Origin of the sequence: Parasphingorhabdus sp., from assembly GCF_036963705.1 — a bacterium.
Taxonomy (GTDB): domain Bacteria; phylum Pseudomonadota; class Alphaproteobacteria; order Sphingomonadales; family Sphingomonadaceae; genus Parasphingorhabdus.
Window position 1 is genome coordinate 17,490 of sequence record NZ_JBALUT010000021.1, and the last position, 25,756, is coordinate 43,245.

The 25,756-nt window shown below is 55.3% G+C and carries 23 protein-coding genes; 11 read left to right on the forward strand and 12 right to left on the reverse strand.

Annotation, left to right across the window (positions count from 1 at the left end):
• Both V7680_RS07075 and V7680_RS07080 read right to left on the reverse strand, forming a co-directional pair.
• The coding region (locus tag V7680_RS07075) for a CHASE2 domain-containing protein (protein WP_335652583.1) at positions 1 to 569 on the reverse strand (569 nt) is incomplete at its 3' end.
• A gap of 176 nt (positions 570 to 745) precedes the next feature.
• Positions 746 to 3,136 carry a CHASE domain-containing protein gene (locus V7680_RS07080; protein WP_335652584.1) on the reverse strand — a complete coding sequence of 797 codons (2,391 nt, stop codon included), beginning with the start codon at positions 3,134 to 3,136 and terminating at the stop codon, positions 746 to 748.
• A gap of 257 nt (positions 3,137 to 3,393) precedes the next feature.
• Between V7680_RS07080 and V7680_RS07085 the strand changes: the two genes are divergently transcribed.
• Both V7680_RS07085 and V7680_RS07090 read left to right on the forward strand, forming a co-directional pair.
• A complete protein-coding gene (locus V7680_RS07085) occupies positions 3,394 to 3,921 on the forward strand; it encodes a GAF domain-containing protein (protein ID WP_335652585.1) in 528 nt (175 codons plus the stop codon).
• 291 nt (positions 3,922 to 4,212) lie between these two features.
• A complete protein-coding gene (locus V7680_RS07090) occupies positions 4,213 to 6,093 on the forward strand; it encodes a putative bifunctional diguanylate cyclase/phosphodiesterase (protein ID WP_335652586.1) in 1,881 nt (626 codons plus the stop codon).
• Positions 6,094 to 6,168: 75 nt separating this feature from the next.
• On the opposite strand, the gene V7680_RS07095 is transcribed toward V7680_RS07090, so the two are convergent.
• Positions 6,169 to 6,993: a TauD/TfdA dioxygenase family protein gene (locus V7680_RS07095; protein WP_335652587.1), complete on the reverse strand. Its 825-nt coding sequence runs from the start codon at positions 6,991 to 6,993 to the stop codon at positions 6,169 to 6,171.
• Between the two features lie 81 nt (positions 6,994 to 7,074).
• On the opposite strand from V7680_RS07095, the gene V7680_RS07100 reads away from it, so the two are divergent.
• On the forward strand, positions 7,075 to 8,079 hold the full coding sequence (locus V7680_RS07100; protein WP_335652588.1) for an SDR family oxidoreductase: 1,005 nt from the start codon (positions 7,075 to 7,077) through the stop codon (positions 8,077 to 8,079).
• 5 nt (positions 8,080 to 8,084) lie between these two features.
• On the opposite strand, the gene V7680_RS07105 is transcribed toward V7680_RS07100, so the two are convergent.
• Complete coding sequence (locus V7680_RS07105; protein ID WP_335652589.1) at positions 8,085 to 8,507, reverse strand: hypothetical protein; 423 nt, start codon at positions 8,505 to 8,507, stop codon at positions 8,085 to 8,087.
• A 132-nt stretch (positions 8,508 to 8,639) separates the two neighbouring features.
• Between V7680_RS07105 and V7680_RS07110 the strand changes: the two genes are divergently transcribed.
• Positions 8,640 to 9,401, forward strand: a complete 762-nt coding sequence (locus V7680_RS07110; RefSeq protein WP_335652590.1) for a helix-turn-helix domain-containing protein — start codon at positions 8,640 to 8,642, stop codon at positions 9,399 to 9,401.
• A 52-nt stretch (positions 9,402 to 9,453) separates the two neighbouring features.
• Positions 9,454 to 10,428 carry a subclass B3 metallo-beta-lactamase gene (gene bla, locus V7680_RS07115; protein ID WP_335652591.1) on the forward strand — a complete coding sequence of 325 codons (975 nt, stop codon included), beginning with the start codon at positions 9,454 to 9,456 and terminating at the stop codon, positions 10,426 to 10,428.
• A 27-nt stretch (positions 10,429 to 10,455) separates the two neighbouring features.
• On the opposite strand, the gene V7680_RS07120 is transcribed toward bla, so the two are convergent.
• The 3 genes from V7680_RS07120 to V7680_RS07130 are packed head-to-tail and all read right to left on the reverse strand — an operon-like array spanning position 10,456 to position 14,990.
• Positions 10,456 to 11,712: a spinster family MFS transporter gene (locus V7680_RS07120; protein WP_335652606.1), complete on the reverse strand. Its 1,257-nt coding sequence runs from the start codon at positions 11,710 to 11,712 to the stop codon at positions 10,456 to 10,458.
• Between the two features lie 18 nt (positions 11,713 to 11,730).
• Positions 11,731 to 12,591 (reverse strand): alpha/beta fold hydrolase, encoded by an 861-nt coding sequence (locus tag V7680_RS07125; RefSeq protein ID WP_335652592.1) that lies wholly within the window; start codon positions 12,589 to 12,591, stop codon positions 11,731 to 11,733.
• A 20-nt stretch (positions 12,592 to 12,611) separates the two neighbouring features.
• Positions 12,612 to 14,990, reverse strand: a complete 2,379-nt coding sequence (locus V7680_RS07130; protein ID WP_335652593.1) for a TonB-dependent receptor — start codon at positions 14,988 to 14,990, stop codon at positions 12,612 to 12,614.
• Between the two features lie 125 nt (positions 14,991 to 15,115).
• Between V7680_RS07130 and V7680_RS07135 the strand changes: the two genes are divergently transcribed.
• From V7680_RS07135 to V7680_RS07150, 4 genes are all read left to right on the forward strand, one after another.
• Entirely contained in the window at positions 15,116 to 15,742 is a 627-nt protein-coding gene (locus tag V7680_RS07135) for a TetR/AcrR family transcriptional regulator (RefSeq protein ID WP_335652594.1), read from the forward strand.
• Positions 15,743 to 15,960: 218 nt separating this feature from the next.
• A complete protein-coding gene (locus V7680_RS07140; RefSeq protein WP_335652595.1) occupies positions 15,961 to 16,890 on the forward strand; it encodes a DMT family transporter in 930 nt (309 codons plus the stop codon).
• 108 nt (positions 16,891 to 16,998) lie between these two features.
• Entirely contained in the window at positions 16,999 to 17,259 is a 261-nt protein-coding gene (locus V7680_RS07145) for a rod shape-determining protein (RefSeq protein WP_335652596.1), read from the forward strand.
• 93 nt (positions 17,260 to 17,352) lie between these two features.
• Positions 17,353 to 18,966 carry an FMN-binding glutamate synthase family protein gene (locus tag V7680_RS07150; protein ID WP_335652597.1) on the forward strand — a complete coding sequence of 538 codons (1,614 nt, stop codon included), beginning with the start codon at positions 17,353 to 17,355 and terminating at the stop codon, positions 18,964 to 18,966.
• Between the two features lie 21 nt (positions 18,967 to 18,987).
• On the opposite strand, the gene V7680_RS07155 is transcribed toward V7680_RS07150, so the two are convergent.
• From V7680_RS07155 to V7680_RS07170, 4 genes are all read right to left on the reverse strand, one after another.
• Positions 18,988 to 19,251 (reverse strand): DksA/TraR family C4-type zinc finger protein, encoded by a 264-nt coding sequence (locus V7680_RS07155; protein WP_335652598.1) that lies wholly within the window; start codon positions 19,249 to 19,251, stop codon positions 18,988 to 18,990.
• Positions 19,252 to 19,472: 221 nt separating this feature from the next.
• Positions 19,473 to 20,381, reverse strand: coding sequence for a glutathione S-transferase family protein (locus V7680_RS07160; RefSeq protein WP_335652599.1), 909 nt, complete (start codon positions 20,379 to 20,381; stop codon positions 19,473 to 19,475).
• Between the two features lie 695 nt (positions 20,382 to 21,076).
• Positions 21,077 to 23,383: an EAL domain-containing protein gene (locus V7680_RS07165; protein WP_335652600.1), complete on the reverse strand. Its 2,307-nt coding sequence runs from the start codon at positions 23,381 to 23,383 to the stop codon at positions 21,077 to 21,079.
• 4 nt (positions 23,384 to 23,387) lie between these two features.
• Positions 23,388 to 24,029: a methylamine utilization protein gene (locus tag V7680_RS07170; RefSeq protein WP_335652601.1), complete on the reverse strand. Its 642-nt coding sequence runs from the start codon at positions 24,027 to 24,029 to the stop codon at positions 23,388 to 23,390.
• 146 nt (positions 24,030 to 24,175) lie between these two features.
• Between V7680_RS07170 and V7680_RS07175 the strand changes: the two genes are divergently transcribed.
• Positions 24,176 to 25,057, forward strand: a complete 882-nt coding sequence (locus tag V7680_RS07175) for a DUF3034 family protein (protein WP_335652602.1) — start codon at positions 24,176 to 24,178, stop codon at positions 25,055 to 25,057.
• Positions 25,058 to 25,070: 13 nt separating this feature from the next.
• A complete protein-coding gene (locus V7680_RS07180) occupies positions 25,071 to 25,568 on the forward strand; it encodes a group I truncated hemoglobin (RefSeq protein ID WP_335652603.1) in 498 nt (165 codons plus the stop codon).
• Here the strand turns inward: V7680_RS07180 and V7680_RS07185 are convergent.
• A partial coding sequence (locus tag V7680_RS07185) for a hypothetical protein (protein ID WP_335652604.1) occupies positions 25,565 to 25,756 on the reverse strand: 192 nt, incomplete at its 5' end. The two genes, V7680_RS07180 and V7680_RS07185, sit on opposite strands and share 4 nt — an antisense overlap.

A 25,756-nucleotide genomic window follows, 5' to 3' on the forward strand; every position in this document is an offset into this window, starting at 1 on the left:
CCCTGATATTGTTCCACCTGCCTGTTGGGCGACGAGCCGAGCACCGCCAAGCCGGTCGGTAGCTCGATCGGATCGCCCCGGTCCTCGTGCAACAGAAAGAAGCCCCCGACGACCGGCGCCAGAGCGAAACTGTCCGCCAATATATCGTCATTGTCGGGCAGGTCGGAGAGCGAGCGCAGCAGATCTGCATTACCTTCTTCCTGCGGCAGACGCGCGGCAATTTCCCCGGGCGACGTCCGGTCGGGTTCGGAAAAGACGATATCGAAGGCAATCGCGGCAGCGCCGGCATCGGACAGCCTTTGCGTCAGCCTGGCGATCTCGGTCCGCGACCATGGCCATTGTCCCAGCCGCTCGACCGATTCCTCGTCAATGTCGATAATCCGCACGCCAGCATCCTGATAAGCGCGGGGTGCGGCATTTTGATAGCTGTCAAAGACCATCAGGCCCAGACGATCAAATCCCGGGATCGCGGAAAATTGTAGCGCCGCGATGGCCAGAACTACAAGAAGTCCAGCAATGATCGGACCGGTTTTGATCAGCGCCAGCCAGCGGCCGGTCAATTCGTTCAAATTCCTGATCCCCGATACCATGTCACGCTGATTGCCTCAGTCGTCGCAAAACTGCAAGGCGGGAGCGGGAAGCACCGGTTGCTACACCATCCGCTTTTGCGCCCTTGGCAGAAATCGGCTTCTTCCAGCAAGAACAGGATATTCGGTGCAGAAGATGCATCCAGGCTGTTGTCGGGTCAAACCAGCGATGAACTGCTGACTCTTTCCGCTTTTGCACCCGCCTCGTTTTTAACCCAGATAGCGATCAGATCCTGCAGGTCTTCGATCGAAAAAGGTTTCGCCAGATGGGCCTGCATGCCTGCTGCCAGGCAATCCTCGACGTCCTGGGCATAAGCATTTGCGGTTAAGGCGATGATGGGCAGTTGATCGGCGGAAATCCCGCTATTCCTGATTATCTCAGTGGCTTTCAGCCCGTCAATATAGGGCATTTGAATATCCATCAGCACCAGATCAAACTGTCTTTGATCCTGTTTCGCCTGACCGATGATGGCCACCGCGTCGACGCCATTTTCCGCGATTTCAAATTCGAACCCAAGATTTACCAGCATCTCCGAGAGGAGCATCTGGTTCACATCATGATCTTCCGCGACCAGAATCTTGGTCTTTCTGGCGCGCACCACCGGTGATCGAGCCGGTTCTTCCGACTGATCGGTACTGATCTCTGCGTTCCCGCGATTATCTCCATCACAGGATTCGACAGGAATTATGATCGTGAATCTTGAACCCTTAAGCACTTCGCTTTCCATCAGCATTTCGCCGCCCATGAGCTGCACGAGTTGATTACTGATCGACAAGCCCAATCCGGTACCACCATATTTCCGGGCGGTGGAGCCATCTGCTTGCTGGAACGGTTCAAACACCGCTGCTTGACGGTTGCGCGCTATGCCAATGCCGGTATCGGTAACGGAAATCGATATTTCGGAACGTCGGCCTGGATCAGTCCCGTCGGGACCAAATGTTCGATAATTCGCTTCCAGTTGCACATGCCCTTTTTTCGTGAACTTCACGGCATTTGCCAGCAAGTTGAGTATCACCTGCCGCAACCTCAGGCCATCGCCGTTGACCAGATCGGGAAGCAACGGATCGATGGTCACGATCAGGTCGAGTTGTTTGGTTTCCGCTGTCGGTGAAACCAGTTTCATGCAGCTTGTCAAAATATGGCGGACGTCTATCGGGCTGATGTTCATTTGCATCAATCCCGCGTCGACCTTCGATATGTCTAGAATATCGTTCAGCAAATTCATCATAACCGCACCGGATTCAGATATCATCTGGACATATCGTTGCTGTTTGTCGTCCAGTCTGCCGTCGTCGAGCAATTGGGTGAAACCGATAACGCCGTTCATTGGTGTGCGAATTTCATGGCTCATATTGGCAAGAAATGTCGACTTGGCCGCGGTCGCGGCTTCGGAGTCAGCAAGAGCCTGACTTACTTCCCGTTCTTTTTGCACCAGTTCACCGGTTTTGATTTTCACTTCGTGGCGGACATAAGCTTCCCGTCGCGCATAAATGAACATCAGGATCACGACAGCAAGAGACAGGGTCATGCCCCCGAATAAAACCAGAAGGGGTTCTTTGGTGCTTATACTTGCCTCAAAATCAGGGGTACTTTTCCAGATGACCGTCCAGGTCTGCCCCATCACCGGGAAACTACGAACGATGGAAAAGAGCGGCTTGCGATCCGCCGTTTCACCATCTTTGCTCGCGAATATCAAATTGGCTTCACGCATCTCGTTGCCGTCGTAAACTTCTATATCAAAGTCCTTGCCCTGACTTTTTGTAAGACCTGCCATGAAACGCGAAGCGATGAACGGAGCGTAGATCCAGCCGCGAAAAGCAGCCCGGCGCAGCTCCTCGGTTTCCGGGATCCGGCCTTGGTCATACATCGGCCGCAACAGCAGAAAACCGCTGCTTTTTGTGTTGTCCTGGACCAGAGTGATACGCCGTGTAACTGTTGCTTTGCCGGTGTCCCTTGCTTGATAAGCGGCATTGCGGCGATTGGCCTCGAACCCGATATCCAGACCGACCGCTTCCTTGTTCGGTTCCACCGGTTCGATATAGGTAATCGACAAAATTTCAGGTGAGTCAGTGACCGGATGGATAATGATATTACCAGCCCCATTGTTGCGGACGAATTCGAGATAATCCGCTAATCTGGACCGCTGAACGGGCATGATGAAGCCAATGCCGTTGATGCCGGGAAGCGTCTCCTCGATACGCAAAACCTCTACATAGGATTTCCATTCATCGAGCGAGACAACCTCAGTCGCTTCAAATAGGGCCGCGCCGCCATCCAGACTTTGCCGATACAGGTCGATCCGGCCCCGCATGGCATGTTCATTATCCTGGGTTAGCGTGTCGAAAATCGCCAGATTGCGTTCGTAGCTCGTGACGGTGGTTATATTCCACATCCAGATCGTCATCCCGAACAGCATCACAAGCCCGATCAGAGAAAGGACAGCAAGGGTCCAGTTTTCTCTGGCATGTTTCCAGATCGAGGCGTGTTGAGAGAAACTGTTCACAATCATGTCCCGGTTCGCATTGATCCATGGGCCTGGTTCCCGCATGGCGCATCACTGTCGGCTATCATCACTCGTGCCATCGGACATTTCCTTTTCTGGCCGGGCAACAGCGAGATTGCGAACCAGCATCAAATGCAAAATTTAGCTGTGCCAAAAGGCACGCCCAGTTTGATACGGCAATTGCGGTCCATATTTAACGCGGGTGGCCTTTCTCCCGCTCGCTTTGATCTTGGGCGCTTAACAGAGGGTCAGATTGGCCGTCATTAGACATTGATCAAACTGCAACAACGGGAACAAGGCAAATGGGCCTAGTCACAATACTCGACGATGAGGTCGGCAGGCTTGCCGCCCTAAATCGCTATGACATTCTCGATACAGGGCATGAAGAACGATTTGATCGCATAACCAAGGTTGTCGAAATGGCCCTGAATTGCCCGATAACGGCCATTTCTCTGGTCGATGCCGAACGGCAATGGTTCAAATCCCAGCGGGGTCTTGATGTAAATGAAACGCCGCGGGACATGGCTTTCTGCGCTCATACTATTCAAGGCATCATACCGATGATCGTTGAAGATGCGTTTGAGGACCCTCGCTTCAGTCAAAATCCCCTCGTTCTCGGTGATCCCAACATAAGAAGCTATCTCGGCGTGCCGCTCGTGTCACCCGACGGATATAATATTGGAACCCTGTGTGCGATCGATACCGCGCCACGGAAATTCGATGACAAGGCGATCGAGCTGCTGAGTCAATTGGCTCAACTGGTGATCGATGAACTGGAATTGCGGCAGCGATCCGACAAGCCGGTAGAAACCGGTTCCTTGCCACGCTGATCACTGCCGGATGGATGGCGGCCTGCTGCCTGTGCACGTCGCTTCAGATGGTTCAGCGCCGTTGATCCAATGCAAGCTCTCTGGACGAGCAGTCCGACCGGCTTTGCTATCGCTCCCCGACACCGCGGAAATTCAAGCAAATGTTTAATGACTCCGGGTTGGAGCCGTAACCATAAGAGACAGATTGAGAGGAGTTGGAAATTGAGTGACATGCAATTCGCGAAATTTCAGCAGCGCTCTCATCAATGCTTCGGGACCTGACATGGATGCCGATCATCAGAAAAAACCGGAATGAAACACAGCTTTGACATGATTGCGTTCAAATCTTTCTGGGCATCGTTTCGGGGATTGTTCATTGGTCATGCTAGCAGTGACGCGGACAATAGCGCGGAGACAGGCTTCGAGCCGGTCAATCGGTCGGACACCAGTCAGGGTCTGACCATCGACGAACTGCGCCTGTTGGGCGTAGCGCTTGATCTCGCAGAATCCCCGATCACATTATATGGTAAAAATCTCTCGCTGATTTATGCCAATGCGGCGGCGCGATCATATTGGCCGGTGACTTACACAGAAATGGCAAGGGGCCGGTCGCTGGAAGCTGCAACAATAGAGCAGATCAGGGCCCTCGCGCCCGAAATCTCCGATGCTGATCTGGAGAGTAATCTGTATGAAGTCTTCGACGGCCTGCACCAGAAAAAGCCGAAGCTTATCCACGCCAGCGAGGGAAGGCTCTGCAGAATAACCCATCATCCGATCGGCAACATCGCTATTGCGGGCGTGGGCATTGATATATCGGAATTACGCAAGAAGCGGCATGAGCTGAGTGCGGCACGAAGAGCCGCAGAGTTTCGGGCGGTTCACGACACCCTGACTTCTTTGCCCAACCGGGATGAGTTCAAGAAAATCGTCGAGCAAAGGATGATCGACGAGCCCGATCAACTCTTTTGGCTGTTGATGTGCGATATTGATAAATTCAAGCTGGTAAATGATATTTACGGGCATGATGTCGGTGACGCGGTCCTGGTCAAATTTGCAGATTTTGTAAAAGATATTCTTGGTGATGATGCCATCGTCTCTCGATTGGGTGGCGATGAATTTGCAATTTTGATCTCCTGCCAGTCTGACCGACAGCCGACTGCTGCGAATTTGCAGCGGATCATCAATGAAAGAATCTTCGAAGTCCGAGTCGGTGATCAAAATCTGTCGATCGGTTTCAGCGCAGGTGCCGCGCAATATCCTACCGATGCATATTCCTATCGGAATCTTTTGAAACGCGCGGATCTGGCGCTGCTTCGTTCGAAAAATAACAACAATGACAGGATTGATTTTTACGATTCCGAGCTGGGTATAGAATATGAGTGCGGGCTGAATCTGTTTACCGAATTCCAGACCGCGATTTCGGAAGGTCAGATCAAACCGTTTTTCCAGCCGATTATTGATACCAAGGCTCGAAAAATTCACAGCCTAGAGGCCCTGGCCAGATGGGAGCATCCGGAGCGCGGCTTGTTGGTTCCCGGCGATTTCAGCAAGGTGTTTGATGACAAAGACCTGAGTCTGCAATTGAGTCGATATATGCTCAAGGCCGTGACCAATACCATGATCGAGTGGTTTGAAGCCGGGATCCCGATCTGCCAGGTCAATATCAATGTGGAGGCCAGTGATCTGCTCAATCCGTCTTTTCTGGCGGATCTGATGGCGCGTTCCACTGCCGATGTTCTTCTGCCCAAATATCTATGTTTGGAAATTACCGAAAACTCTATTCTCAACGTCGATAATCAGGCCTTGCTGGACAGTTTGACCGCAATAAGAGCCTTGGGCATCAAGGTTTTGCTCGACGATTTCGGTACGGGATTTTCGTCGATCACCCACCTTGACCACCTGCCGATTACCGGATTGAAACTGGACAAATCATATGTTCAGAAAATTTGCAGCAACGACAGAAGCCGCAGGATCGTGGAAGCGATTGTTGATCTGGCCAAGAGTCTGGACCTGAGCACCGTGGCCGAGGGGATAGAAGACGAACCTGCCTTGCAGGCCATGGAGCAGATTGGTTGTACAGCATATCAAGGATATCATTTCTCGCACCCGATGTCGGCTTACGAGACCGAGATATTTTTGCGTGCTGAACTCGATTGCCAGCCCCCGATAGAGTTCAACCGCAAGCACGGGTGAATATACCGATATCAGGCCCAAAAACCGGAATGAATGGCTGCACCATATCTCCCGGTGCCGCCATTATGGGGTATGCTACCCCAGAGTCACGCCCTCGATTGTGATCCGGTTGAGATAGCGCCGGTGGCCGTGATAGTCGTTCAGCGCATAATGCCAGGTCGACCTATTGTCCCAAATCGCCAGATCCCCGGCACGCCATTTGTGGCGGTAGTGGAAGCGGTCCTGCATGATATGGGCGTATAGCTGTTGCAGTAGATCCGTGCTCTCCTCGGGTTCCAGATCGACAATTTCCAAGGTGAAGCCGGGATTGACGTAGAGACCTTTCAAACCGCTGTCGGGATGGGTCAGCACCACCGGGTGGATCGCCGTCTGACCGGCCTGATCGGCATTGGTATAGCGGTCGCCGATAGCCTTGCGATATTCGCTTTCCTCGCCAAAGACATGGGCATTGCCGTGGCGCGCTTTCAGATTGCCGATCCGTGCTTTCATGTCATCATCGAGCGCTGCATAGGCGGCTGCCATGCCCGCAAACAGAGTATCACCGCCGCTTGGCGGGATTTCCAGCGCGTAGAGGATCGACCCCATGGCGGGTGCTTCGTCATAGCTGTGATCGGTGTGCCAGCCGCCGCCGATATTGAGCTGCTGGTCGGCTTCCTTGAGTACTTCGGCTATTTCGGGATAGCCTTCGCGGCGTTTGAAAAAGCGGTTCAGATCAATCGGACCCCAGCGCTCGGCAAAGGCGATATGTGCTTCGGGGGACAGGTTCTGGTCGCGGAAGAACAGTGCGCCATGGTCGCGAAAAGCGGCACGGACTTCTGCAAATTGTTGATCACTCAATTTCGTCACATCAACATCTTCGACGATCGCGCCGACCGCTTCGCTGGCTTTTGAAATCTGCATCTCGCTCTCCTTGTTCCAGTTTCCTTCTGGAACTTGTATTGGGATCGTGTAGCATGAAATTTGATATTGAGGAGTCCGACAATGACCGAACAAAGCCGCATGCCATCTTTCAACCGTCGTCAATTGCTTGCTGCCACCGCTGCTACCGGTGCTGCGCTCTCCGCAGGTCCGGTGAGTGCCGCTGCCGAGAGCAAGCCGGATTTGACCGGCAAGTCGATATTGATCACCGGCTGTTCTTCGGGCTTCGGTAATCTCGGTGCGGTCCTTTATGCCCAGCTGGGCGCGAAGGTTTTTGCCACGATGCGCAATCTTCCGCGCGCCGAAGGGATCGCATTGGCCAAGTCCGCCCAGGCGGGCAAGCTCGATATCACTATTCTCGAACTCGACGTATTGTCCGATGAATCGGTTGAGACGGCGGTCGCCGAGGCCGAACGGCTGAGTGGCGGCGCGCTCGACGTAGTCATCAATAATGCCGGGATCGGTACTGGTGCTCCGGTCGAGCTGCAGGATATCGAAACGATGCAGCTGCTCTTCAACACCAATGTGATGGGCTATCAGCGGGTCGCCCGCGCCGCATTGCCGAAGATGCGTGCCAAAAAATCCGGCCTGATCGTCAATGTCTCTTCCCAGCTCGGCCGGGTGATGGTGCCGGGCATGGGGCTCTACAGTTCGACCAAATTTGCGGTGGAATCGATGAGCGAGCAAATGGCTTATGAACTGGTCCCGCACGGCGTCGACGTCACCATTGTCCAGCCCGGCGGCTTCCCGACCAATATCTGGGTCAATGGCAACAAGCTGACCGACCCGATGCTGGAAAAAGCCTCGGAAGAACGCAAGGCGGCTTACCCTGCGCTGGTCGCTGGTGCGTTACGCGACGGCGGCGGTTCGTCGGACCCCATGGATGTTCCCCGCGCCATCGCGGCGGTGATCGCCAAGGCTCCGGGCAAGCGTCAGCTGCGCCTTCCGGTCCATCCGGGTGGCAAACCGCAACAGGCGATCAACGCGGTCAGTGCCCAGACGCAGGTCGCGATGCTCGGCGAGTCACCCTTTGGCCCGTGGGTCAAGGATGTGAACGGCCGGAGCTAGATTTTTCAAGCGGTCCGTTTCACCAGTAGTAATGGCGTAATATAGACGACCAGAAACACCATATTCGGGATGACATTGGCGGCATTGCCGGAGGCCACCGATGCGCTGCTGTCGACCGCGAACCACACCAGAAATGTGTAGATCGTACCCTTGCGGATCAGCTCGCTGCCCTGTTCGACACCCGGCGCGGTGATGAAGACATACATCGCCATCATCCCGGCAAAAACTCCGCCCGCTATCGCCATCGCCATTTTCGCTTCCGGCGTGTCCAGACCGGCCACCCCGTTGCCGCCGGACGAAGTGAGGTGGAAGAATATATCGTTAGCGCCGGTAAAGTCATTCACCCCGGCGAAGGCAAAAAGAATAGCGACAAATATCGAAAAACTGCCGACGATACGGATGTAGCGGCCAGTGGCTTGGGGTGACATGATCTTCTCCTTCTTTGTACCATTGCCATAAACCATACGCCGGTGATCAAAACAATTACCTCTCGGGTAAGTGCATGGGGCTTGATCTATGCTATCTCCTGGTGACGCAACGAACGGCGGAAGGAGATCATCATGCCCAGCGAATTTGGCGCGATATTGAAGGATTGGCGCAAGCTGCGCCGGTTCAGCCAGCTTGACCTCAGTTTGGAAGCGGAAATGTCGACCCGCCATTTGAGCTTTCTGGAATCGGGCCGGTCGAATCCCAGCCGGGCCATGGTAATGCGCCTTTCCGAAGCCTTGCAACTGCCGCGACCGGCCGCCAATCAGGCGCTCAACGCAGCTGGCTTTGCGCCGGTCTACCCCAGCCTCTCCGACGACGCGCCCGAACTGGCTCCGGTCAATCAGGCTATTGCCACGATGCTGGATCAACATGATCCGTTTCCAGGCTATGCGATCGACCGCCACTGGAATGTGGTCAACAGCAACCAGGGTGCGCAGATGCTCCTCGCGCTGGCCAGTCCCGGCGGACCCGCCAACCTGATCGACATATTGATAAACAGTGCGGGACTCGACCTGATCGAGAACTGGGACGAGGTAGCGGTGCTCTCCCTCTCGCGCCTGCGTACCGAGATATTGGAACTGGGCGGGGACGAACATCTGTCCGCTTTCGCCAGCCGGCTGGCGGAGCACGAGCGGGTCAGGAATGTCGATATGGGCGCTATCAATCTCAATCAGGCAGTGATCCCGACGATCTTCCGGATCGGAGAAAACCGCCTTTCCCTATTCTCCGTGATCGCGCAATTCGGTTCGGTGCAGGACACCAGAGCGGGGGAAGTCCGGATCGAATTGATGTTCCCGATGGACGAAGCGACGGTTCAGTTTTTCGCAAGATAGTGGTTGGCATAGTCAGTCAACGCTTCATAAGAAGCGAAAAATGGAGGGACGAATGCGGAAAATCAAAAATGGTCTGATGCTCGGGATGTGCGGCCTCGCTGCCTGCGCAATGGTGGAGCCTGCAGAAAATGCGGCTCCCGTCGCCCCTGTGACGGCAAGCAGCGCAGAGGCGCCGGATATCGACTTCCAGAAACTTTATCAGACATGGTTTGAAAATATCGAACCATTTCGCGTGGTCGGAGAAGGCCAGCGGGGGATTTACTTTGTCGGCACGCGCGGACTGGGCATGTACTTCATCCCGACCGCGCAGGGCCATATCGTGATCGATGGCGGGATGCCGGGACAGGGCAAGCAGGTCTGGGACAATATAGTAAAGCTTGGCTATGATCCCGCCGACGTCAAAATTCTGCTCAACAGCCACGCCCATCTTGACCATAGCGGGGGTCTTGCCGAACTGAAGGAATTGACCGGCGCTACGCTGCTGGCGAGCGAAGGGGACCGGTCGGCGCTGGAAGGCGGCTTCTATCTCGGCTCGGAGGATGATGCCTCGATGGGCGCCCCACCGGTCAAGGTGGACCGGATCATTGCCGACGGAGAGACGGTAAAGCTTGGTCATGTAACGCTCACTGCGCATCTGACCCCCGGCCATACCCGTGGCTGCACCTCGTGGACGATGGATGCGCATCAGGGTCGAAAACCTTATAAGACACTGTTTTTCTGTTCCGCTTCGGTTGCCGCAAACCGGCTGGTCGGACCTGTCGGAAAAACCGGGGCGCAATATGAAGGCATTGTCGATGACTATCGCAAGACGTTCGCGCTGACCAAAGACTGGAAGCCGGATATTTTCCTGTCGAACCATCCCGAGTTTTTCGGCATGGCGGCGAAGCAGGAGAAACTCGCGGCGGGCGATCCTTTGGCTTTTGTCGACGATAGCGGATTTCCCGCCTTCATCGCGAAGATGGAACAGGCGTTCGAAACGGCGCTGGAAAAGCAGACGCTCAAATATAATGCGATCATGAAAGACTGAAGGCCAGACGCGGCCTGCGGTGGTCGTTCAGTCTTCCGCTATCCATTCGCTCTTCAGCGGCTTGGCGGCGAGCGCCATCAAGGCAGCGGCGATGACATAGAATGCCAGCGAGTAGAGCATCGAATAGCGCAGCCCGTCTTCACCGTAGATCGGTGTCAGGCTGTCGGACAAGGCGCCGAGGAAGAATATCCCGCCGCCGATGCCGATCAGATTGTTGATCAGCAGGAATAGCGCCGAGGCGGTCGCGCGGGACTCTGCCGGAACCAGATGCTGAACCGCCGAGAGGACGGGGCCGAGCCAGAAATAGGCGAGCGCTTGCGGGATCAGGAACAGGATGAAGGCGATGGTTGCAGAGCCGCTCATGATACCGGCTGCGAATAACGGCACCGCGAGTAGGAAGGCAGCAGCCGGAACCAGGCCATAAGCCGCCTTGTTGTTTTTGCCGAGCCAGTCGCCGATCATGCCGCCGCCAAGCACACCGGCAACCCCGCCGAACAGCAAGATCGCGCCATAGAATAATGACGTATCGATCAGGCTCAGGCCAAAGCTGCGCTGCAACAAGCTGGGCAGCCAGAAGGCGATGCCATAGCCGAGCATCGAACTGGATGCGGCGCCGAAGGCGAGAAGCCAGAAAGCTTTCTTGTTCGCCAATATGCGGACGGTTCCCATGAAACTATAAGGCGCGACCGTCTGTTCGGCGGGTGCCGGCGCCTTGACCTTGTCGCGTACGAAAAATTTGAACAATGGCGCGATCAGCAGACCGGAAAAACCTACGACGAAAAAGGCGAGACGCCAGTCGACGGTCGCGGCGATATAACCGCCTGCAATGACTCCAGTCGCCGACCCCAGAGGAATGCCGAGTGAATAGATCGCCAGAGCCCGGGCGCGCTTTTCGCTCGGGAAATGGTCCGATATCAGGGCATAGGACGGCGCAACTCCGCCCGCTTCGCCAACGCCGACACCCAGCCGCATCAGAAAAATCGACCAGAAGCCCTGCGCCAAGCCGGTTAACGCGGTGAAGCCGCTCCATACCGCCAGCGAAACGGTGATCACCCAGCTGCGGCTGGTCTTGTCCGCTAGCCATGCCAGCGGCACCGCCAGCGTCGAATAGAGTAAGGCGAAGGCAACGCCGCCGAGCAGGCCCATCTGGGTATCGCTGAGCCCGAGATCCGCCTGGATCGGACCGGCCAGGATCGCCAGTATCTGGCGGTCGACGAAATTGAAGATGTAGACGAGCAGCAACATGCCGAGCGCGACATTGGGCGAGGTTGTCCGGCTCTTCATGCTCTGCTCACCGGCCATTTATTTTCCTAATTCCGTATAGAAGCTGTCGATCGCGGCCAAAGCATCGGGTTCGTCGAGCATCGGGGTGTGTCCGCGATTTGCGATCTCCACGGCGCTGAAATGATCGGGATGCCGGCGTTTCATTTCCGTGACGGTAGCGGGGGAAAGTATGTCTGACAACGCGCCGCGAATGACCAGCGCGGGGAGGGCGGAAAGCATGTCCCATGTCGGCCAGAGGTCCGGCGGTACGACGGTTTGCTCGCTGCCCGACAGACCTTCGGAAATTGCCGTGTCATAAGCGAAGCGAATTTTGCCGTCGGGCATTTCTTCGCAAGTGTGCCGCGCAAAGGCCATCCAGTCCTGTGCATTGTAGCCGATCATGTTATCACTCTGGACCGTCTGACAATGTTCAGCGGCTTGCTGCCAGCTGTTAAAAACCGCAGGTTGGCCGACATAGCTTTGTATCCGGGCAAGGCCGGTCGCTTCGACCGCCGGGCCGATATCGTTCAATATCAGGCTGTCAAACCGTGCGGGAGCCATGGCCGCCATCATTATCGCCATCAGCCCGCCCATCGACGTACCGATCATGCCCATCGTTCCGAGCTGTAATCCGTCGATCAGCGCGAACATGTCGTCGACATAGACGGCCGGCGTGTAATTTTCCGGATTGGGATCGTAATCCGATAGTCCCCGACCGCGCTGGTCGGGGACTATCAGTTGATAGTCCCCAACGAGATGCCCGGCTAGCGCTTCGAAATCCGCGCTGTTCCGGGTCAGTCCGTGCATCAGCAGAAGCGGTGGACCTTCCTTCCCGTAGATACGGGCGTAAAGGTCCAGCCGGTCGTCGGCGCTGCGATAGACATGGCTCGCATATTTCATCAGCTATGCCTAAGCGCCGGTCAGAATTTCACCCCGGCAGAGATGAAGACCTGACGCGGGTTACCGTAAAATGCGGTCAGCGTACCTTCCGGTCCAAGCGTACCGATCGGCTGGCCATTGGCACCGGTCGTTATAACGCCGGTCCTTGGGTCAGCAGCGACAAAGGTATAGCCCGATGTCTTGTAACGCTTGTTGGTCAGATTCTTGCCGTGCAGGCCAATGCTCCAGCGCTTGTCCGGTGCGTTGTAAACCAGATTGGCATCCCAAAGGGCAAAGCCCTTTTGATCGATATAGGGATTGGCAATCTCGAACTGGTTTGTCTTGCTGCGATAAGACAATGTGGTCCCGAGATAGAGATCACCTTCTCCTACCGGAGTGGTATAGGCAAATGTGCCGCTCGCGGTCCATTCCGGTGTATTCTGGACCGAACGGAATTGCGCAACGTCGGTTGGCACTGGCTTGCCAAAGGTGGGGCCAGCAGTAGTGGAGATGATATTGGTGATATATTCATCATATTGGGCGTCAATATAACCCAGCGAGCCGGACAGGGTCACTTGGTCGCCACTGGTCAGCATATCCCGGCCAACTCGCGCATTTGCTTCCAGTTCGATGCCCTTCATCGAAACCTTGCCGGCGTTGCTGATGACGCCGCAGAAGGAAGCCAGTCCGCTGTCTAAACAGGGTACGGAACCGGGGATCTGGACATCTGTATAATCACTGTAGAACCCGGCTACCGCGACATTGAGCGCACCATCGAGCAGGCTGCCTTTATAGCCGACTTCATAGCTGTCGACCTGTTCCGGGCTGAAGCTGAGGAAATCAGCTATTTCGCTATCGCTAGGTCCGCCAACTGTATTGGTGGTCGGTGCGTTATTGCCAACCCCGCGCGGATCAAATCCGCCGCCTTTGAAGCCTTGCGAGAAGCTTGCGTAGATATTGTGATCGGGTGTCGGCTTGAAGCTCAGCGAAGCGCGCGGCGTAAATTTCTTGAAATCCGCACTGCCTTCGAAATTGGTGCTCGGGGCGCCAAATGCTATGCCTGCCCCGCCAAATGTCGGTGAACCGCCGCCGAGATAATTTTGCCGCAAAATATTGGCTGTCCGCTCATCCCAAGTATAGCGACCACCAACCGAGAGGCTGAACTGTTCGGTAAAGTCATAGGTGAAATCGCCAAACACAGCGTAAGTTTCGGTATCAACATTAGCTTGTGTAAAGGCGGTGAAACCGCCGAATGTCGTGAACAACCGAACATCGAACAACGTATCAGCTTTGGCATCGAGATAGTAGAATCCGATCAGGCCGTTGAGCTTGTCGCCTTCATAGAGCAACTGGAATTCCTGACTGAGCTGTTCGTTGCGATAGATGCCCGGTACGTCGAGATCGACCGCTGGCAATGCATCAAAATCGATCGGTGTCAGCGTATCGTCTTTGCGCCAGGCACTGATCGAACGCAGCGTGACCGTATCCGTCAAATTGGCCGTGATGTTCATCGACAGGCCATAAGCCTCGATATCCTGAACCGGATCGTTGAGACCGCCGCGGGTATCAAACACGTCGGCAAGTACTGGTGCACCGGAAATGGCGCCCGGGATCAACCGGTGGCCGCCGCGCGGATTGCTTTCGTCTTTCGTATAATCGCCGGAAATCCGGATCAATACCGGCTCGCCATAGCCACCCAGTTCAACGGTGCCGCGACCGGCCCAGATATCCTTGTTATAATTTTCCAGACCATTGGTCAGATTGTCGCCGAAACCGCCTCGCGACAGCCGCGCGCCGGATGCGCCGATGCGGACAAGATCGGAAATCGGCATGCTGGCGGTGACAACGGCTTCTGCCTGATCATAAGTACCATAGGTCGCCTTGGCCTTGAACGAAGGCTCGTCCGGCAGCCGCTTGGTGACATATTTGACCGCGCCGCCGATGGTGTTGCGACCATAAAGCGTACCCTGCGGACCGCGAAGCACTTCGATCCGTTCGACTTCATAAATGTCCAGCACGGCCGCCTGTGGACGATTGAGATAGACGTCGTCGAGATAGATACCAACGCCCTGTTCGAAACCGGAAACCGGGTCCTGCTGGCCAATGCCGCGAATGAAGGCGGACAGTGTCGAGTTGGTGCCGCGTGAAGGTTCCAGCGTCGTGTTGGGCGTCGTCAATCCGATGTCGGTGATGTCGACCGCACCCTGCTGCTCCAGTTTTTCCGCTGAATAAGCGGTAATCGCGATCGGAACATCAATCAGCCGTTCGTCCCTGCGACGGGCGGAGACGATGATAATGCCATCATCGGCGTCCTGATCAGCCGATTCGGATGTCTGGGCATTGACGGTGGCAGGAGCGACAAGACCGCCCGCGAGACTGGTGATAATTGCTGCGTAGCTAACGGTTTGCTGGAATTTCATGAAAGCACCCTCCTTGAATTTTATGCCTGGAATTTCCAGGTCGTGGAGCGGCCTATATTGAAACATGAACCAACATTCAACTTAGAAATTTGCTTATCCGGTTAAATGTCGTTAGCCGTGACTTTATGGCCACTGAATATTCCGAACATACTGAGTCTAAAGACAAACAGCCGCGCACCGCGCGCGGTCTGAAAACCAAGCGCAAATTGCTCGACGCGGCGGCGCTGGAATTTGGCGAGAAAGGATTTCACGAAGCCTCGATCACCGGGATCACCCAGCGAGCCGGCACCGCGCTGGGCAGTTTCTACACTTATTTCGATTCGAAGGACGCGCTGTTCACTGCCTTGGTCAAGGATATGAGCGCTCGGGTGAAGACTCATGCCGCAGGTGCAATGACCGAATGGCATGATGCGCTGGAGCGGGAGAAACTAGCGCTCGAGGCGTTCATGACCTTCGCCCGGGAGCATAAGGAAATCTACCGGATCATCGACGAAGCCGAATTTGTCGATCCGGGCAGCTATCGCTCGCATTATGAAGAGACCGCCAAGCGTATTTACGAACGCCTGCAGGAAGGCGCCGCCGCCGGCGACTTCCGCGGTGAACTGGAGGAGGCCCACGCTTGGGCCATCATGGGCATGAATGTCTTTCTCGGGATGCGCTATGGAATCTGGTCAGAGGAAAAATCCCCGGTCCAGATCGCGGAAATCGCCAGCGGTATCTTGGCCAAGGGGATCGGGGCGGAAAAGAAGTAGTCGATATGCTTCAGGCGGCATTCGGCGTGAACCGAAGATAGCCAATCGCAAGCTTGCTTATCGGTGCGGATATCATAACAGGAGCGATGCCCCGGGCCATCGCGAAATCGGCAAAAATCTGTTGCAGCGCTTATTCGGCTCCCGGTTCGATCTGGATCGAAAAGGCAGAACGGCAAAGGTAAGATCGCGCATTCATGACCGCTTCCCAATCAGTTTCCATGATCCGAAGGACCGGCACAGCCATATGGTCCAATGCTTATGTCCTGCTGTCGTTCACCGCACTATTCTGGGCCGGGAACAGTATAGTGGGTCGGGCCGCCCGGGATTTGATTCCGCCAGCGTCGCTTGCTTTCTGGCGCTGGAGCCTGGCGTTGCTGCTCATGCTTCCGCTGGCCTGGCCGCATCTCAAGCGCGACTGGCCGGAACTCAAGACAAATTGGCGGATGATGTTTCTGCTCGGTGCTCTGGGTGTCGGTGCTTTCAACACGCTTCTCTATACCGGCCTCCAGTCGACCATGGCGCTGAACGCGATGCTGTTACAAGCCGCCCAGCCCGCGTTGATCCTTATAGTGGCCGCATTGCTGATGAAGGACCATGTCAGCCCCCGGCAGATCGCCGGTGTGATTATCTCGCTAGCGGGCGTTCTGGCTATCATAGCGCAGGGGAATCCTGCGGCATTGATGGCGCTCGACTTGAACAGGGGCGATGCGATCATCGCCTTTGCGGTGCTGCTCTGGTCGGTTTATGCGGTCATGCTGCGCCACCGGCCCGACGTTCATCCGTTCAGTTTTCTCGCGGCAACCCTGATGATCGGGCTGGTCTGCATCACTCCCTTTTACGCTGCTGAGATTATCAGCGGGGATTTGATAATTGCCTCCCGCGAGAGCGCACTCGCGATAGCTTATGTCGCCATTTTCCCGTCCTTCTTCGCCTATCTGTTCTTCAATCGCGGTGTCGAGCTTATCGGAGCTGCCACCACCGGGCAGTTCATGAATATTCTGCCGGTGATGGGCGCTGGACTAGCCATGCTGTTTCTCGGCGAACGCCTATATGCTTTCCATATCGCGGGCATCGGACTGATTTTTGCCGGTATATTTGTGGCGGGGCAGGGAATCGCCTCTCCACCGCTGGCGAATGTGAAGGGCTAGAATGATTTACAGGGAGTTGTTGCTCGGAAAACTCCCGATCTCGGCATAATCATCACGAATAATACTGGCCGCTTGGTCTACCCGATCTAAAATCCGGACATTTACAGAATGCGATCCAGAAAAAAGAAACCCGATATCGCCATTGACCTGTGCACGGCAAACACGCGCATCATGACGGCGGCGGAGGGGATCGTCTTCGACGAACCGACCTTATGCTGTTTCTCCGGTGATACGCGTAGAAACCAGCTGGTCGCAGCAGGGATGGACGCCGGCGAGACTATTGCCCGGCCGGACCAGAGCGCAACCGAACGGATGTTGCGCATCGTGGGCGTCACGCCGCCCGATGATCCGATTGCAAGTCCTGACTGAGACCATGGAGAAAGAACTTGTCCGCTATCGATGCATGACCGATGACGGATCGGTTCGCCGACAAATATCGAATTGAAATATCCGGAGTAGAAAATGGTACGATTTGTGGTTCCGATATTGCTGGTTGCAGCGGCAGCCTTGCTTGGTTTCGCGCTACCGGCAAACCCCTGGCTGATCTGGCTATTGGCGCCGGTCGTCCTGCTTCTTGCTGTCGCGCTTTGGGATATTGTCCAGACCAGCCATACGCTGCGCCGCAACTATCCGGTGATCGCGCATATGCGCTGGTTTTTTGAAGATCTGCGCCCCTATCTGCGCTCCTATATCGTGGAAAGCGATCTCGACGGCAGGCCGTTTAACCACAATGATCGGGCTTTGGTCTATGCCCGCGCGAAGGGTGATAATTCTTCCCACCCGTTCGGCACGGAGTTGAACGTCTATTCCGAAGAATATGACTGGCTCAACCATTCGATGATGCCCAACGAACGGGCCGCGGAGGAATTCCGGGTCGATGTCGGCGGGTCGCAGTGCAAGAAACCCTATTCGGCAGCGATCCTCAATATTTCGGCGATGAGCTTTGGTTCGCTGGGCGCGAAGGCTATCGAAACCCTGAATCTCGGCGCGCAGCAGGGCGGTTTCTATCACGACACCGGCGAAGGCGGTTTCAGCCCCTATCACGCAAAACATGGCGGAGATATCGTCTGGGAAATCGGCAGCGGCTATTTCGGGTGTCGTACCAACGATGGCAGTTTCGATCCCGACAAATTCGCCAGAACGGCTGTGCTTGACCAGATCAAGATGATCGAGATCAAGCTCAGCCAAGGCGCCAAACCTGGCAAAGGCGGGATGCTTCCCGGTGCAAAAGTCACCGCAGAAATCGCGGAAACGCGCGATGTTCCGGTGGGCAAGGACTGCATATCGCCCGCCGCCCACACAGCCTTTACCACGCCGCTGGAATTGCTCGATTTTGTCCAGCAACTCCGGACCCTCTCCGGCGGCAAACCGGTGGGTATAAAATTATGCGTGGGTCAGCCGCACGAGATTTTTGCGGTGATGAAAGCGATGCTGGAAACCGGTATCAAGCTCGACTTCATCGTGGTCGACGGCGGCGAGGGTGGCACCGGGGCCGCGCCGGTCGAACTGTCCGACCGCGTCGGCATGCCGCTTCGCGAAGGATTGATACTCGTCAATAATGCGCTGATCGGAGCCGGGCTGCGCGGCGATATCCGGCTAGCGGCATCGGGCAAGGTGATCAGCGGCGCCAGCCTCGCGATGAACGCGGCGCTGGGCGCGGACTGGTCCAACGCCGCGCGCGGCTTTATGTTTTCGCTGGGCTGCGTCCAGTCGCTGCAATGCCATACCGGTAAATGCCCGACCGGAATCGCGACCCAGAGCGTATCGCGGCAGCGCGGTCTGGTGGTCGAGGACAAGGCCGAGCGCGTGCACCGGTTTCAGAAGGAAACCGCAGCCGCCTTGCGCGATATCGTGGTTTCCATGGGTCTCGAAAATCCCTCGCAAATCCGGCCCCACCATCTGCATGAGCGGCTGAATGCGGTCAAATCCAGTTCCATTGACCGTATCTATCCATTCCTGAAAGCCAATGTGCTGATCGATACGCCGGAAGCAACACCTTATGCCCGTTTCTGGGCAGCGGCGCAGACCGGTAGTTTCCGGGCTCTGCCAGACATACGCCAGACAAGTTATGACTGAGTCGGTGAAACGGCCACCCGCCTAGCGCAGCTGGCTATCCTTGCTGCCGCGCCGGTTGATGCCGGCGCTGGTCCGGTCCGCGTCGCGAGCCGACTGGCAGACTACACAGGTTCGCGTGCCGGGCAAGGCGAGACGGCGCGCCTCGGGGATTTCCTCGCCGCATTCCGCGCAATATTTTGAGGCTTCTCCGGACGGCATATCCGCCCGCGCACGCTTCACCGCGTCGGCTATCGTATCGTCAATCTGATCCTGCACCGCGCCATCGCGTGCCCAACCGCCTGCCATATTTCTATCCTTTGACCATCTTTTGTCGTGCATCAAATATAAGAAACAGATGAGCGCATTCAACCAGTCCGGGCATTCAACAATCGGGACCGTTGACACCGTTAAGCGGTTTGTCTGCGATTTTCGTCGAGCCAGTTGCCGACCGTTTTACAGATGGCATTTTGCCGCTCGACCCGCAGCGCTAGCGTTGAGATTTTTTACAGGGCAAGCTGCAGGTTGCGTCAATATTGCACGGAAAAACCTATGCGCGGGAAATGGACGACGACCTTTCCGGCCAGAGGATCTTCGCGGCGGATCGAGACATGATGTTCGGACGAGCCGACCAGTACGCCAGCAACCGCGTCGCGCCCATAGTCGTCGGCGGCGATGGTTACCTGCTTGCCTTCGAGTTCCGCGTCCCGGGGCGCAACCGTGCCGGCCATCGGCTCCGATGTTCGAGCGATATCGAGTGCGTCCTCGCGGCTCATCTCCGTTCGCTCGCCATGACCGATCGTCGTCACCCGCTCCAGCCATTCAGGCACGTGAGCCATATTCTCGAACAGGCTTGCCGCCGGGGGATAGGCAGACCGGATGAACCACAAATTATAATAGCCGTTGGCATCAACCAGTCCGGCGCGGTCGCCGGTCAGGAACTTGCGTCCATCCGCAAGCTGATCGGACAGCAAGGCGACATGTGCCCGCAACTGCGCTTCCATATGGGGTACAGCCGCCTTCATGGCCGCCGGATCAAACGGACGTCCGGAAAGGGCTGCGCGGTCGTTGATAAAGGCAGCCGGAACTTTGTCTCCTAGCCCCCCGAAGATGATCGCCACCGCTGCCTGGAACAGCGCGCGGTCCGCCCACATGGCATTGGCATGCGCCAGTCCAAGGTCGCCCTGCGGAAACAATGTTGGCTCTGGATAGCGTCGTTCCAGTTCCCGGACAATCAGCTGGCTGTCGCAGTAAATGTCTGCACCAATCTGCATGACCGGAATACGGCGATAGCCGCCCGTCAGCGCCACGAGTTCAGGCTTGGGCATGATGACCGGCTGATCGACTGCCGCCCAGGCCAGCTTCTTGATGCCAAGACAAACGCGCACCTTCTCCGAAAATGGCGAGCTATCATATTGATGAAAAAGAATGTCAGGCATAGGGGTCCTTTCCGACGTTACCACCAGCCGATGCAGGATTTAACCGAAGCGGTCAATGTGACCCACAAAGCTGTCTGTCGGCAAGCGCCCCAATAGCGGACGTCCCCTTTTTCTGGCAATACTCCCTCATGATTGCCTTGACCGTGTTTTCGATAGTTCTGCTTTTATGGACGGTCATCTACTGCTGCCGCAAAGCAGTTGCGGACTTTCGAGGCACTAAACCAGCTTCCGGCATACTCGGAGTGGTTGCAGTGATTGGTGCTCTCTTGCCGGTCGGGCTTCTTTCGTTCGTTCTCCTCATGGCCTAATCTGGCGTTTGAGGGCACCCTAGAACGACCGCTTGCCACCCAATTTCGGTCATTCGACTGATTGAATGGGAAATAAAAGCGGCTGGTCTGCAAACGCCCCATTAGCGGTCATTCCTACTGGGCAAATCCTATGTCCGCTTCGCGCCCAATTGTCGCCATTCCGAAGGAAGAAGTTCGTGCCTGAAAGCGGCCATTGCCTGAATTCGCTGCGCTTACACCATAATGACGGCAACTGGGTGGTTTGCGGACTGACTGGTTTTAAATGACTTAAGCTAAAAGCCGCCATCTAGTTCCAGTTGCGCCAGCTACGTGGATCGATAGAGATATGATCAAGCCGGACAGATACCGATTTTCATTTCACTCGAACGAAATGATGCGTAGCAGCAGCTATGCAACCTTGCGGTCGCGGCTCTTTCCCGAAAGGGCCGTGATCAACGCGTCGACTTCAGCCACAGGCACCGGACGACTCAACAAGAAGCCTTGGATGTTGTTGCAGCCGTTTTTAAGAAGCATCTCGACTTGCTCTTCCAGTTCCACGCCTTCCGCAATGGTTTCCATCCCCAAAGCAGCGGCAAGGCCGGTAATTGCCTGAATGATAGCCGCGCTGCCTTTATCAGACATGATATCGACCACGAAACTGCGGTCGATTTTGATCTTGTCGAACGGAAAGCTGCGCAAATAACTGAGGGACGAATAGCCGGTGCCGAAATCGTCGAGAGCAACTCGGACCCCCATTTCCCGCAAGCTGTGTAACGCCTGCAGGGTTTCCGCGACATTATCGATCAATAGTGATTCGGTAATCTCGAGCTCAAGCCGCTGTGGTGACAAGCCGGACTGGGTCAGCGCCTGTATTAGAACCGATTGGAGGCCTTTGGTCCGAAACTGGACTGGTGATATATTTATCGCCACCCGGATATGTTCGGGCCACGTTGCTGCCTGATGGCAGGCTTCTTTAATCACCCATTCGCCAATTTGGACGATCAGGCCGGTTTCTTCGGCAAGCGGGATGAAGTCGAGCGGAGACACAAGGCCGCGGGTGGGATGGTTCCAACGGATCAACGCCTCGAAGCCGTTTATTTTCTGTTCTTCGGTATTGAACAACGGCTGATAATATAGCTCGAACTGGCCGTGCTCGATCGCCAGCTTAAGATCGATTTCGGTTTCCCGGCGCTTCCGAGCAAGCTCATCCATTTCCTGTTCGAAATAGTGATATTGGCCTTTGCCTTCATGCTTTGCTCGATAAAGCGCGAGATCAGCGTTTTTCATCAAAATGTCAGATTCAGTGCCATCATGAGGAGCAACAGCTATCCCGATGCTTGTCGTTGTCGGCATGATATGACCATCAAACTCGAATCTGTCGGCAAAGGATTTTTCAAGACTTTCGGCGATTTTCGTAATTGCATCCACACTGTCGACACCATCGACCAGCACCGCGAACTCATCACCACCGAGGCGGGCAATAAGATGGCCATCCAGTAGACCTTCCATGCGCGAAGAGACTTGCTTCAACAAACCGTCGCCGACCGGATGGCCAAGCGTATCGTTGACCGATTTGAAATTATCAAGATCAAGATAGAAAACCGCAACCAGCTCGTCCTCCCCCGCCCGTTTGAGCGCGATATCCAGCTGATCCCGATAATATTTGCGATTTGGGAGGCCGGTTAAAGCGTCGTGAAGGGCGATATGGGAAATCTCGCCCTCACGCTCGACAATAGCGTCGACCATATCGTTGAAGCTCTCTGCCAACCGACCGATTTCGTCTTTGGAATTGACGCGGACTTTGGTTCTTTCGCCAGCGCTAATCTGGCGAGCAGCCTGTTCCAGTCGAGCTATAGGACGGGTAATTCCTTTGGCCAGGGCCCAGCCTGCAGATATGATAATTCCAAGTCCGACCAGCGCCAATATACTCAGGATCCAGCTAATAGGACGATAGGCGAGCAACGCCTCGCTCAGCGAGTGGCGCAGAAGCAGAGTCGGCTTTTGGTTCGTGCCGAGCGAAGGCAAGGCAGAAACGCGATATAATATCCGTTCGCCGTTTTCGAGCAGCTCTATCTGCTCTCCGTTCTTGGCAACCAACGGGCTTGGCAGCACAGGTTCATCGATGACTTTTGCAGTCAGGTTGATAGGAGCGAGTTCCGCTAGGCTTTGCATTTCTGCCTTGTTGAGCGGCTTGCCGACAACAAGCCAGCCGAACAGGTTCGGGGCTTCGACAGGGGCAGCGACGATCCCCTGATATTCGCCCCCGATTTTTACCAGTCCGTTTCGTGCGCCTTCGTCGAGAGCGTTCCAGATACTATCCGACTCTGCTTCCTGCATTGCCTGTTCGAGGCCGATAGTCGCACCATCCAGCGTCATAATGAATGCATTTGGGACATCCAGCCGATTGCGCAAGCTGACCAAGGCACTCGCCAATGTCGGTTTATCGCCCAACGCAACGGCCTCGCGGAAACCGAAATCGGCAGCCAGAATATCCGCCGCGGTCGCCATGCGTTTGGATTCCAACTCCAATACTTTTTTGAATGCATTGGAGTTGGCTGTCATCTCATCGGAAATCTGGCCCGAGGCATAGCGCTCGATCCCGCCCATCGCGACCGCGACAAGGGCACCGAATGTCAGGACAAAAAGCGCCGAATACAGCACCGCGATGCGGACCGACAGCGAACCAAAGCGCAAGAGACGATGAATTTTCTTCACAGGTCTATTTCCTCAATTTCAACGTCATGGTTTTTTTGGTCAAACCACTGCCGTTGATGGGAAAGGAGAATTCTGTTTCTCCGCCACGCACCCGGTTATTCGGATGCCAGACTTTCACCCGCGCGAAGCCGGCTGGCAGGCCGCCAATTTGCAGCAGGCCATTATGATCGGTCTTGGCAGCATAGGGCGTATCGACGACCTTGATATATCCCTTCATTTCGTCGTGTATATTGCATCCCAGCGCGACCGTGCCGACTATCGAGAATCTCTGCGAACGCGATTCGTCTTTGCCGTATAATTTCATTTCAAATTTGCCGGCCTCGGAAAAGCTATAGACATTATGGCGGACGCGATCACGGTTCGGGAAACTTACATTCGTGCCCTTGGCGACGATCAGCGTGCCAGGGTCAAACTGGATATTGCGCTGCTGCATCACTCCATTGCCGTCGAATTTGAAACTACCGCCTGCGATGCCGGTGGCCGGATAGACCATAACCACTGCATCCCGCACCGGCATCCCCTGATCATCCTTGATCGCGATCGCCAATGTGCCGCTGCCGGCCGCTTGACTGGAAACCGTCAGCCCGCCGGCGAGGACGGCAAAGGAGATTGCGATGGCTAGAATCGGTGCACTGGCTATTTTCATATTTGATCGCTTACCGGCGTCTTCTTACCAAATTTATAATATTCCCCAGGAATCGCTCGCAAAAAGATATATTTTTCATCGTTTCATGTTCCGCTCCGAACGAGCTTAACTCACTTTTAACCCTGTTTGATTAACCCGAGATCGTAATGAAAAGAACATTTCGCCCTCTGTCCATCACAATGGCAGCCATGATCACCAGCATCGCCCCATCGGTCGCCGCAGAAGAATTGCGGCAAGGCGGCAAGCTTCTTCTAACCAACGGCATTGCATCGTTAGAAGGGTCGAGCGGCGGCGGACTAGCAAGCTGGAGCCTGATTGCAGGCAATGAGACCCGCGACGGCATCGGTGGGTCGGTTCATGCAACGGTCGCCGAATTTAAGGATTACCGTCTGGACAGCGAAGGATTGGCAGTCGGGTTATTCAATCGGGTTGAACTAAGTTATGCACGGCAGGCGTTGAATACGAAGGCTATCGGCCAGGCACTGGGTCTCGGTTACGGTTATCAATTGAATCAAGATATTTATGGGGCAAAATTGCGCGTTGCCGGGGATGCTGTTTACGGCGACCCGCTGATCCCGCAAATCGCGGTGGGCATCCAGCACAAGCGCAATCTCGACAGTCAGGTAACCAAAGCGGTCGGTGCAATAGATTCCGAAGGCACGGATTTCTATGTCAGCGCCACGAAATTATTCCTGTCGCACAGCATTTTGATCGGTGCCACAGCCCGTTACACCAAGGCTAACCAAGGCGGGCTGCTCGGCTTTGGCGGGGACAAAAACAATGATTATGGTCTGCAGTTTGAGGGCAGCCTCGGCTATCAACTGTCCCGCAAGTTGGTGATTGGTGGGGAGTATCGCACCAAGCCGGACAATTTATCGATAGCCACCGAAGATGACTGGTATGATCTGTTCGCGGCCTATGCGATCAATCGGAATCTGACCGTAGCTGCTGCCTATGTCGATCTTGGCTCGGTCGCGACATCCGAAGAACAGCGCGGCGGGCTAGTTTCACTGCGCGCTTCTTTTTAACGAAGGTCAAATTATGCTTCTATCGCTTGCCCTTGCTCTTTCTCTTCAAGATGTTCCCGCGAACGCGGGCCTTGTTGGCGATTCGGTCACGGGTGAATTGTCTGTTGATCCGTATCAACAGGACAATGCCAACGCTGGCGCGAAGCCATTCGAGGGCGACAAGATGGCAAAGGCTTTCGGTGGCAAAGAGGGTATAAAGCGAATAACCGACAATCTGGTTGTCGGTATCACCAGTGATCCGCGAATTGAGGAAATATTCAAAGGCCAGGATATCGCGCGCCTTCGCCGGACCCTGTTCGAACAATTCTGCTACATTTTAAATGCAGGTTGCAACTACACCGGACGTGACATGCGCAGCGCCCACAAGAATCTCGGAACGCAAATGGCCGACCTCAATGCGCTGGTCGAAATTCTGCAGAACGTGATGGATGAGGAAAATATTGCCTTCTCGCTGCAAAACCGCTTTCTAGCGAAGTTGGCTCCGATGAAAGACGATGTTGTTGATCGCTAGTCGGTGCCTGAGCCTTTCATCGAATGGCAGCAATTCGTAAAGTTTGATTGGCTGAGAAAAGTCCGCAATTGGGGCGGAAGCGGAATGGCCGCTTTTGTATCTGCAATGACCGCTGAATTTTTATAGCGGACATCAAGCATCTCCAGCGCAGCCGCATGGACAGATTGAAGCGTAGGTGATAGTCTTCC

Excerpts from the sequence above, each read along its gene's own strand:
- V7680_RS07105 (WP_335652589.1), bottom strand. The coding sequence starts at position 8,507 with ATGTCACCCCAAGCCACTGGCCGCTACATCCGTATCGTCGGCAGTTTT.
- V7680_RS07170 (WP_335652601.1), bottom strand. The coding sequence starts at position 24,029 with ATGAAAATAGCCAGTGCACCGATTCTAGCCATCGCAATCTCCTTTGCC.
- V7680_RS07130 (WP_335652593.1), bottom strand. The coding sequence starts at position 14,990 with ATGAAATTCCAGCAAACCGTTAGCTACGCAGCAATTATCACCAGTCTC.
- V7680_RS07095 (WP_335652587.1), bottom strand. The coding sequence starts at position 6,993 with ATGCAGATTTCAAAAGCCAGCGAAGCGGTCGGCGCGATCGTCGAAGAT.
- V7680_RS07120 (WP_335652606.1), bottom strand. The coding sequence starts at position 11,712 with ATGAAGAGCCGGACAACCTCGCCCAATGTCGCGCTCGGCATGTTGCTG.
- V7680_RS07100 (WP_335652588.1), top strand. The coding sequence starts at position 7,075 with ATGACCGAACAAAGCCGCATGCCATCTTTCAACCGTCGTCAATTGCTT.
- V7680_RS07145 (WP_335652596.1), top strand. The coding sequence starts at position 16,999 with ATGCGATCCAGAAAAAAGAAACCCGATATCGCCATTGACCTGTGCACG.
- V7680_RS07090 (WP_335652586.1), top strand. The coding sequence starts at position 4,213 with ATGAAACACAGCTTTGACATGATTGCGTTCAAATCTTTCTGGGCATCG.
- V7680_RS07175 (WP_335652602.1), top strand. The coding sequence starts at position 24,176 with ATGAAAAGAACATTTCGCCCTCTGTCCATCACAATGGCAGCCATGATC.
- V7680_RS07140 (WP_335652595.1), top strand. The coding sequence starts at position 15,961 with ATGATCCGAAGGACCGGCACAGCCATATGGTCCAATGCTTATGTCCTG.
- V7680_RS07150 (WP_335652597.1), top strand. The coding sequence starts at position 17,353 with ATGGTACGATTTGTGGTTCCGATATTGCTGGTTGCAGCGGCAGCCTTG.
- V7680_RS07180 (WP_335652603.1), top strand. The coding sequence starts at position 25,071 with ATGCTTCTATCGCTTGCCCTTGCTCTTTCTCTTCAAGATGTTCCCGCG.
- bla (WP_335652591.1), top strand. The coding sequence starts at position 9,454 with ATGCGGAAAATCAAAAATGGTCTGATGCTCGGGATGTGCGGCCTCGCT.
- V7680_RS07110 (WP_335652590.1), top strand. The coding sequence starts at position 8,640 with ATGCCCAGCGAATTTGGCGCGATATTGAAGGATTGGCGCAAGCTGCGC.
- V7680_RS07080 (WP_335652584.1), bottom strand. The coding sequence starts at position 3,136 with ATGCGGGAACCAGGCCCATGGATCAATGCGAACCGGGACATGATTGTG.
- V7680_RS07135 (WP_335652594.1), top strand. The coding sequence starts at position 15,116 with ATGGCCACTGAATATTCCGAACATACTGAGTCTAAAGACAAACAGCCG.
- V7680_RS07125 (WP_335652592.1), bottom strand. The coding sequence starts at position 12,591 with ATGAAATATGCGAGCCATGTCTATCGCAGCGCCGACGACCGGCTGGAC.
- V7680_RS07155 (WP_335652598.1), bottom strand. The coding sequence starts at position 19,251 with ATGGCAGGCGGTTGGGCACGCGATGGCGCGGTGCAGGATCAGATTGAC.
- V7680_RS07160 (WP_335652599.1), bottom strand. The coding sequence starts at position 20,381 with ATGCCTGACATTCTTTTTCATCAATATGATAGCTCGCCATTTTCGGAG.
- V7680_RS07085 (WP_335652585.1), top strand. The coding sequence starts at position 3,394 with ATGGGCCTAGTCACAATACTCGACGATGAGGTCGGCAGGCTTGCCGCC.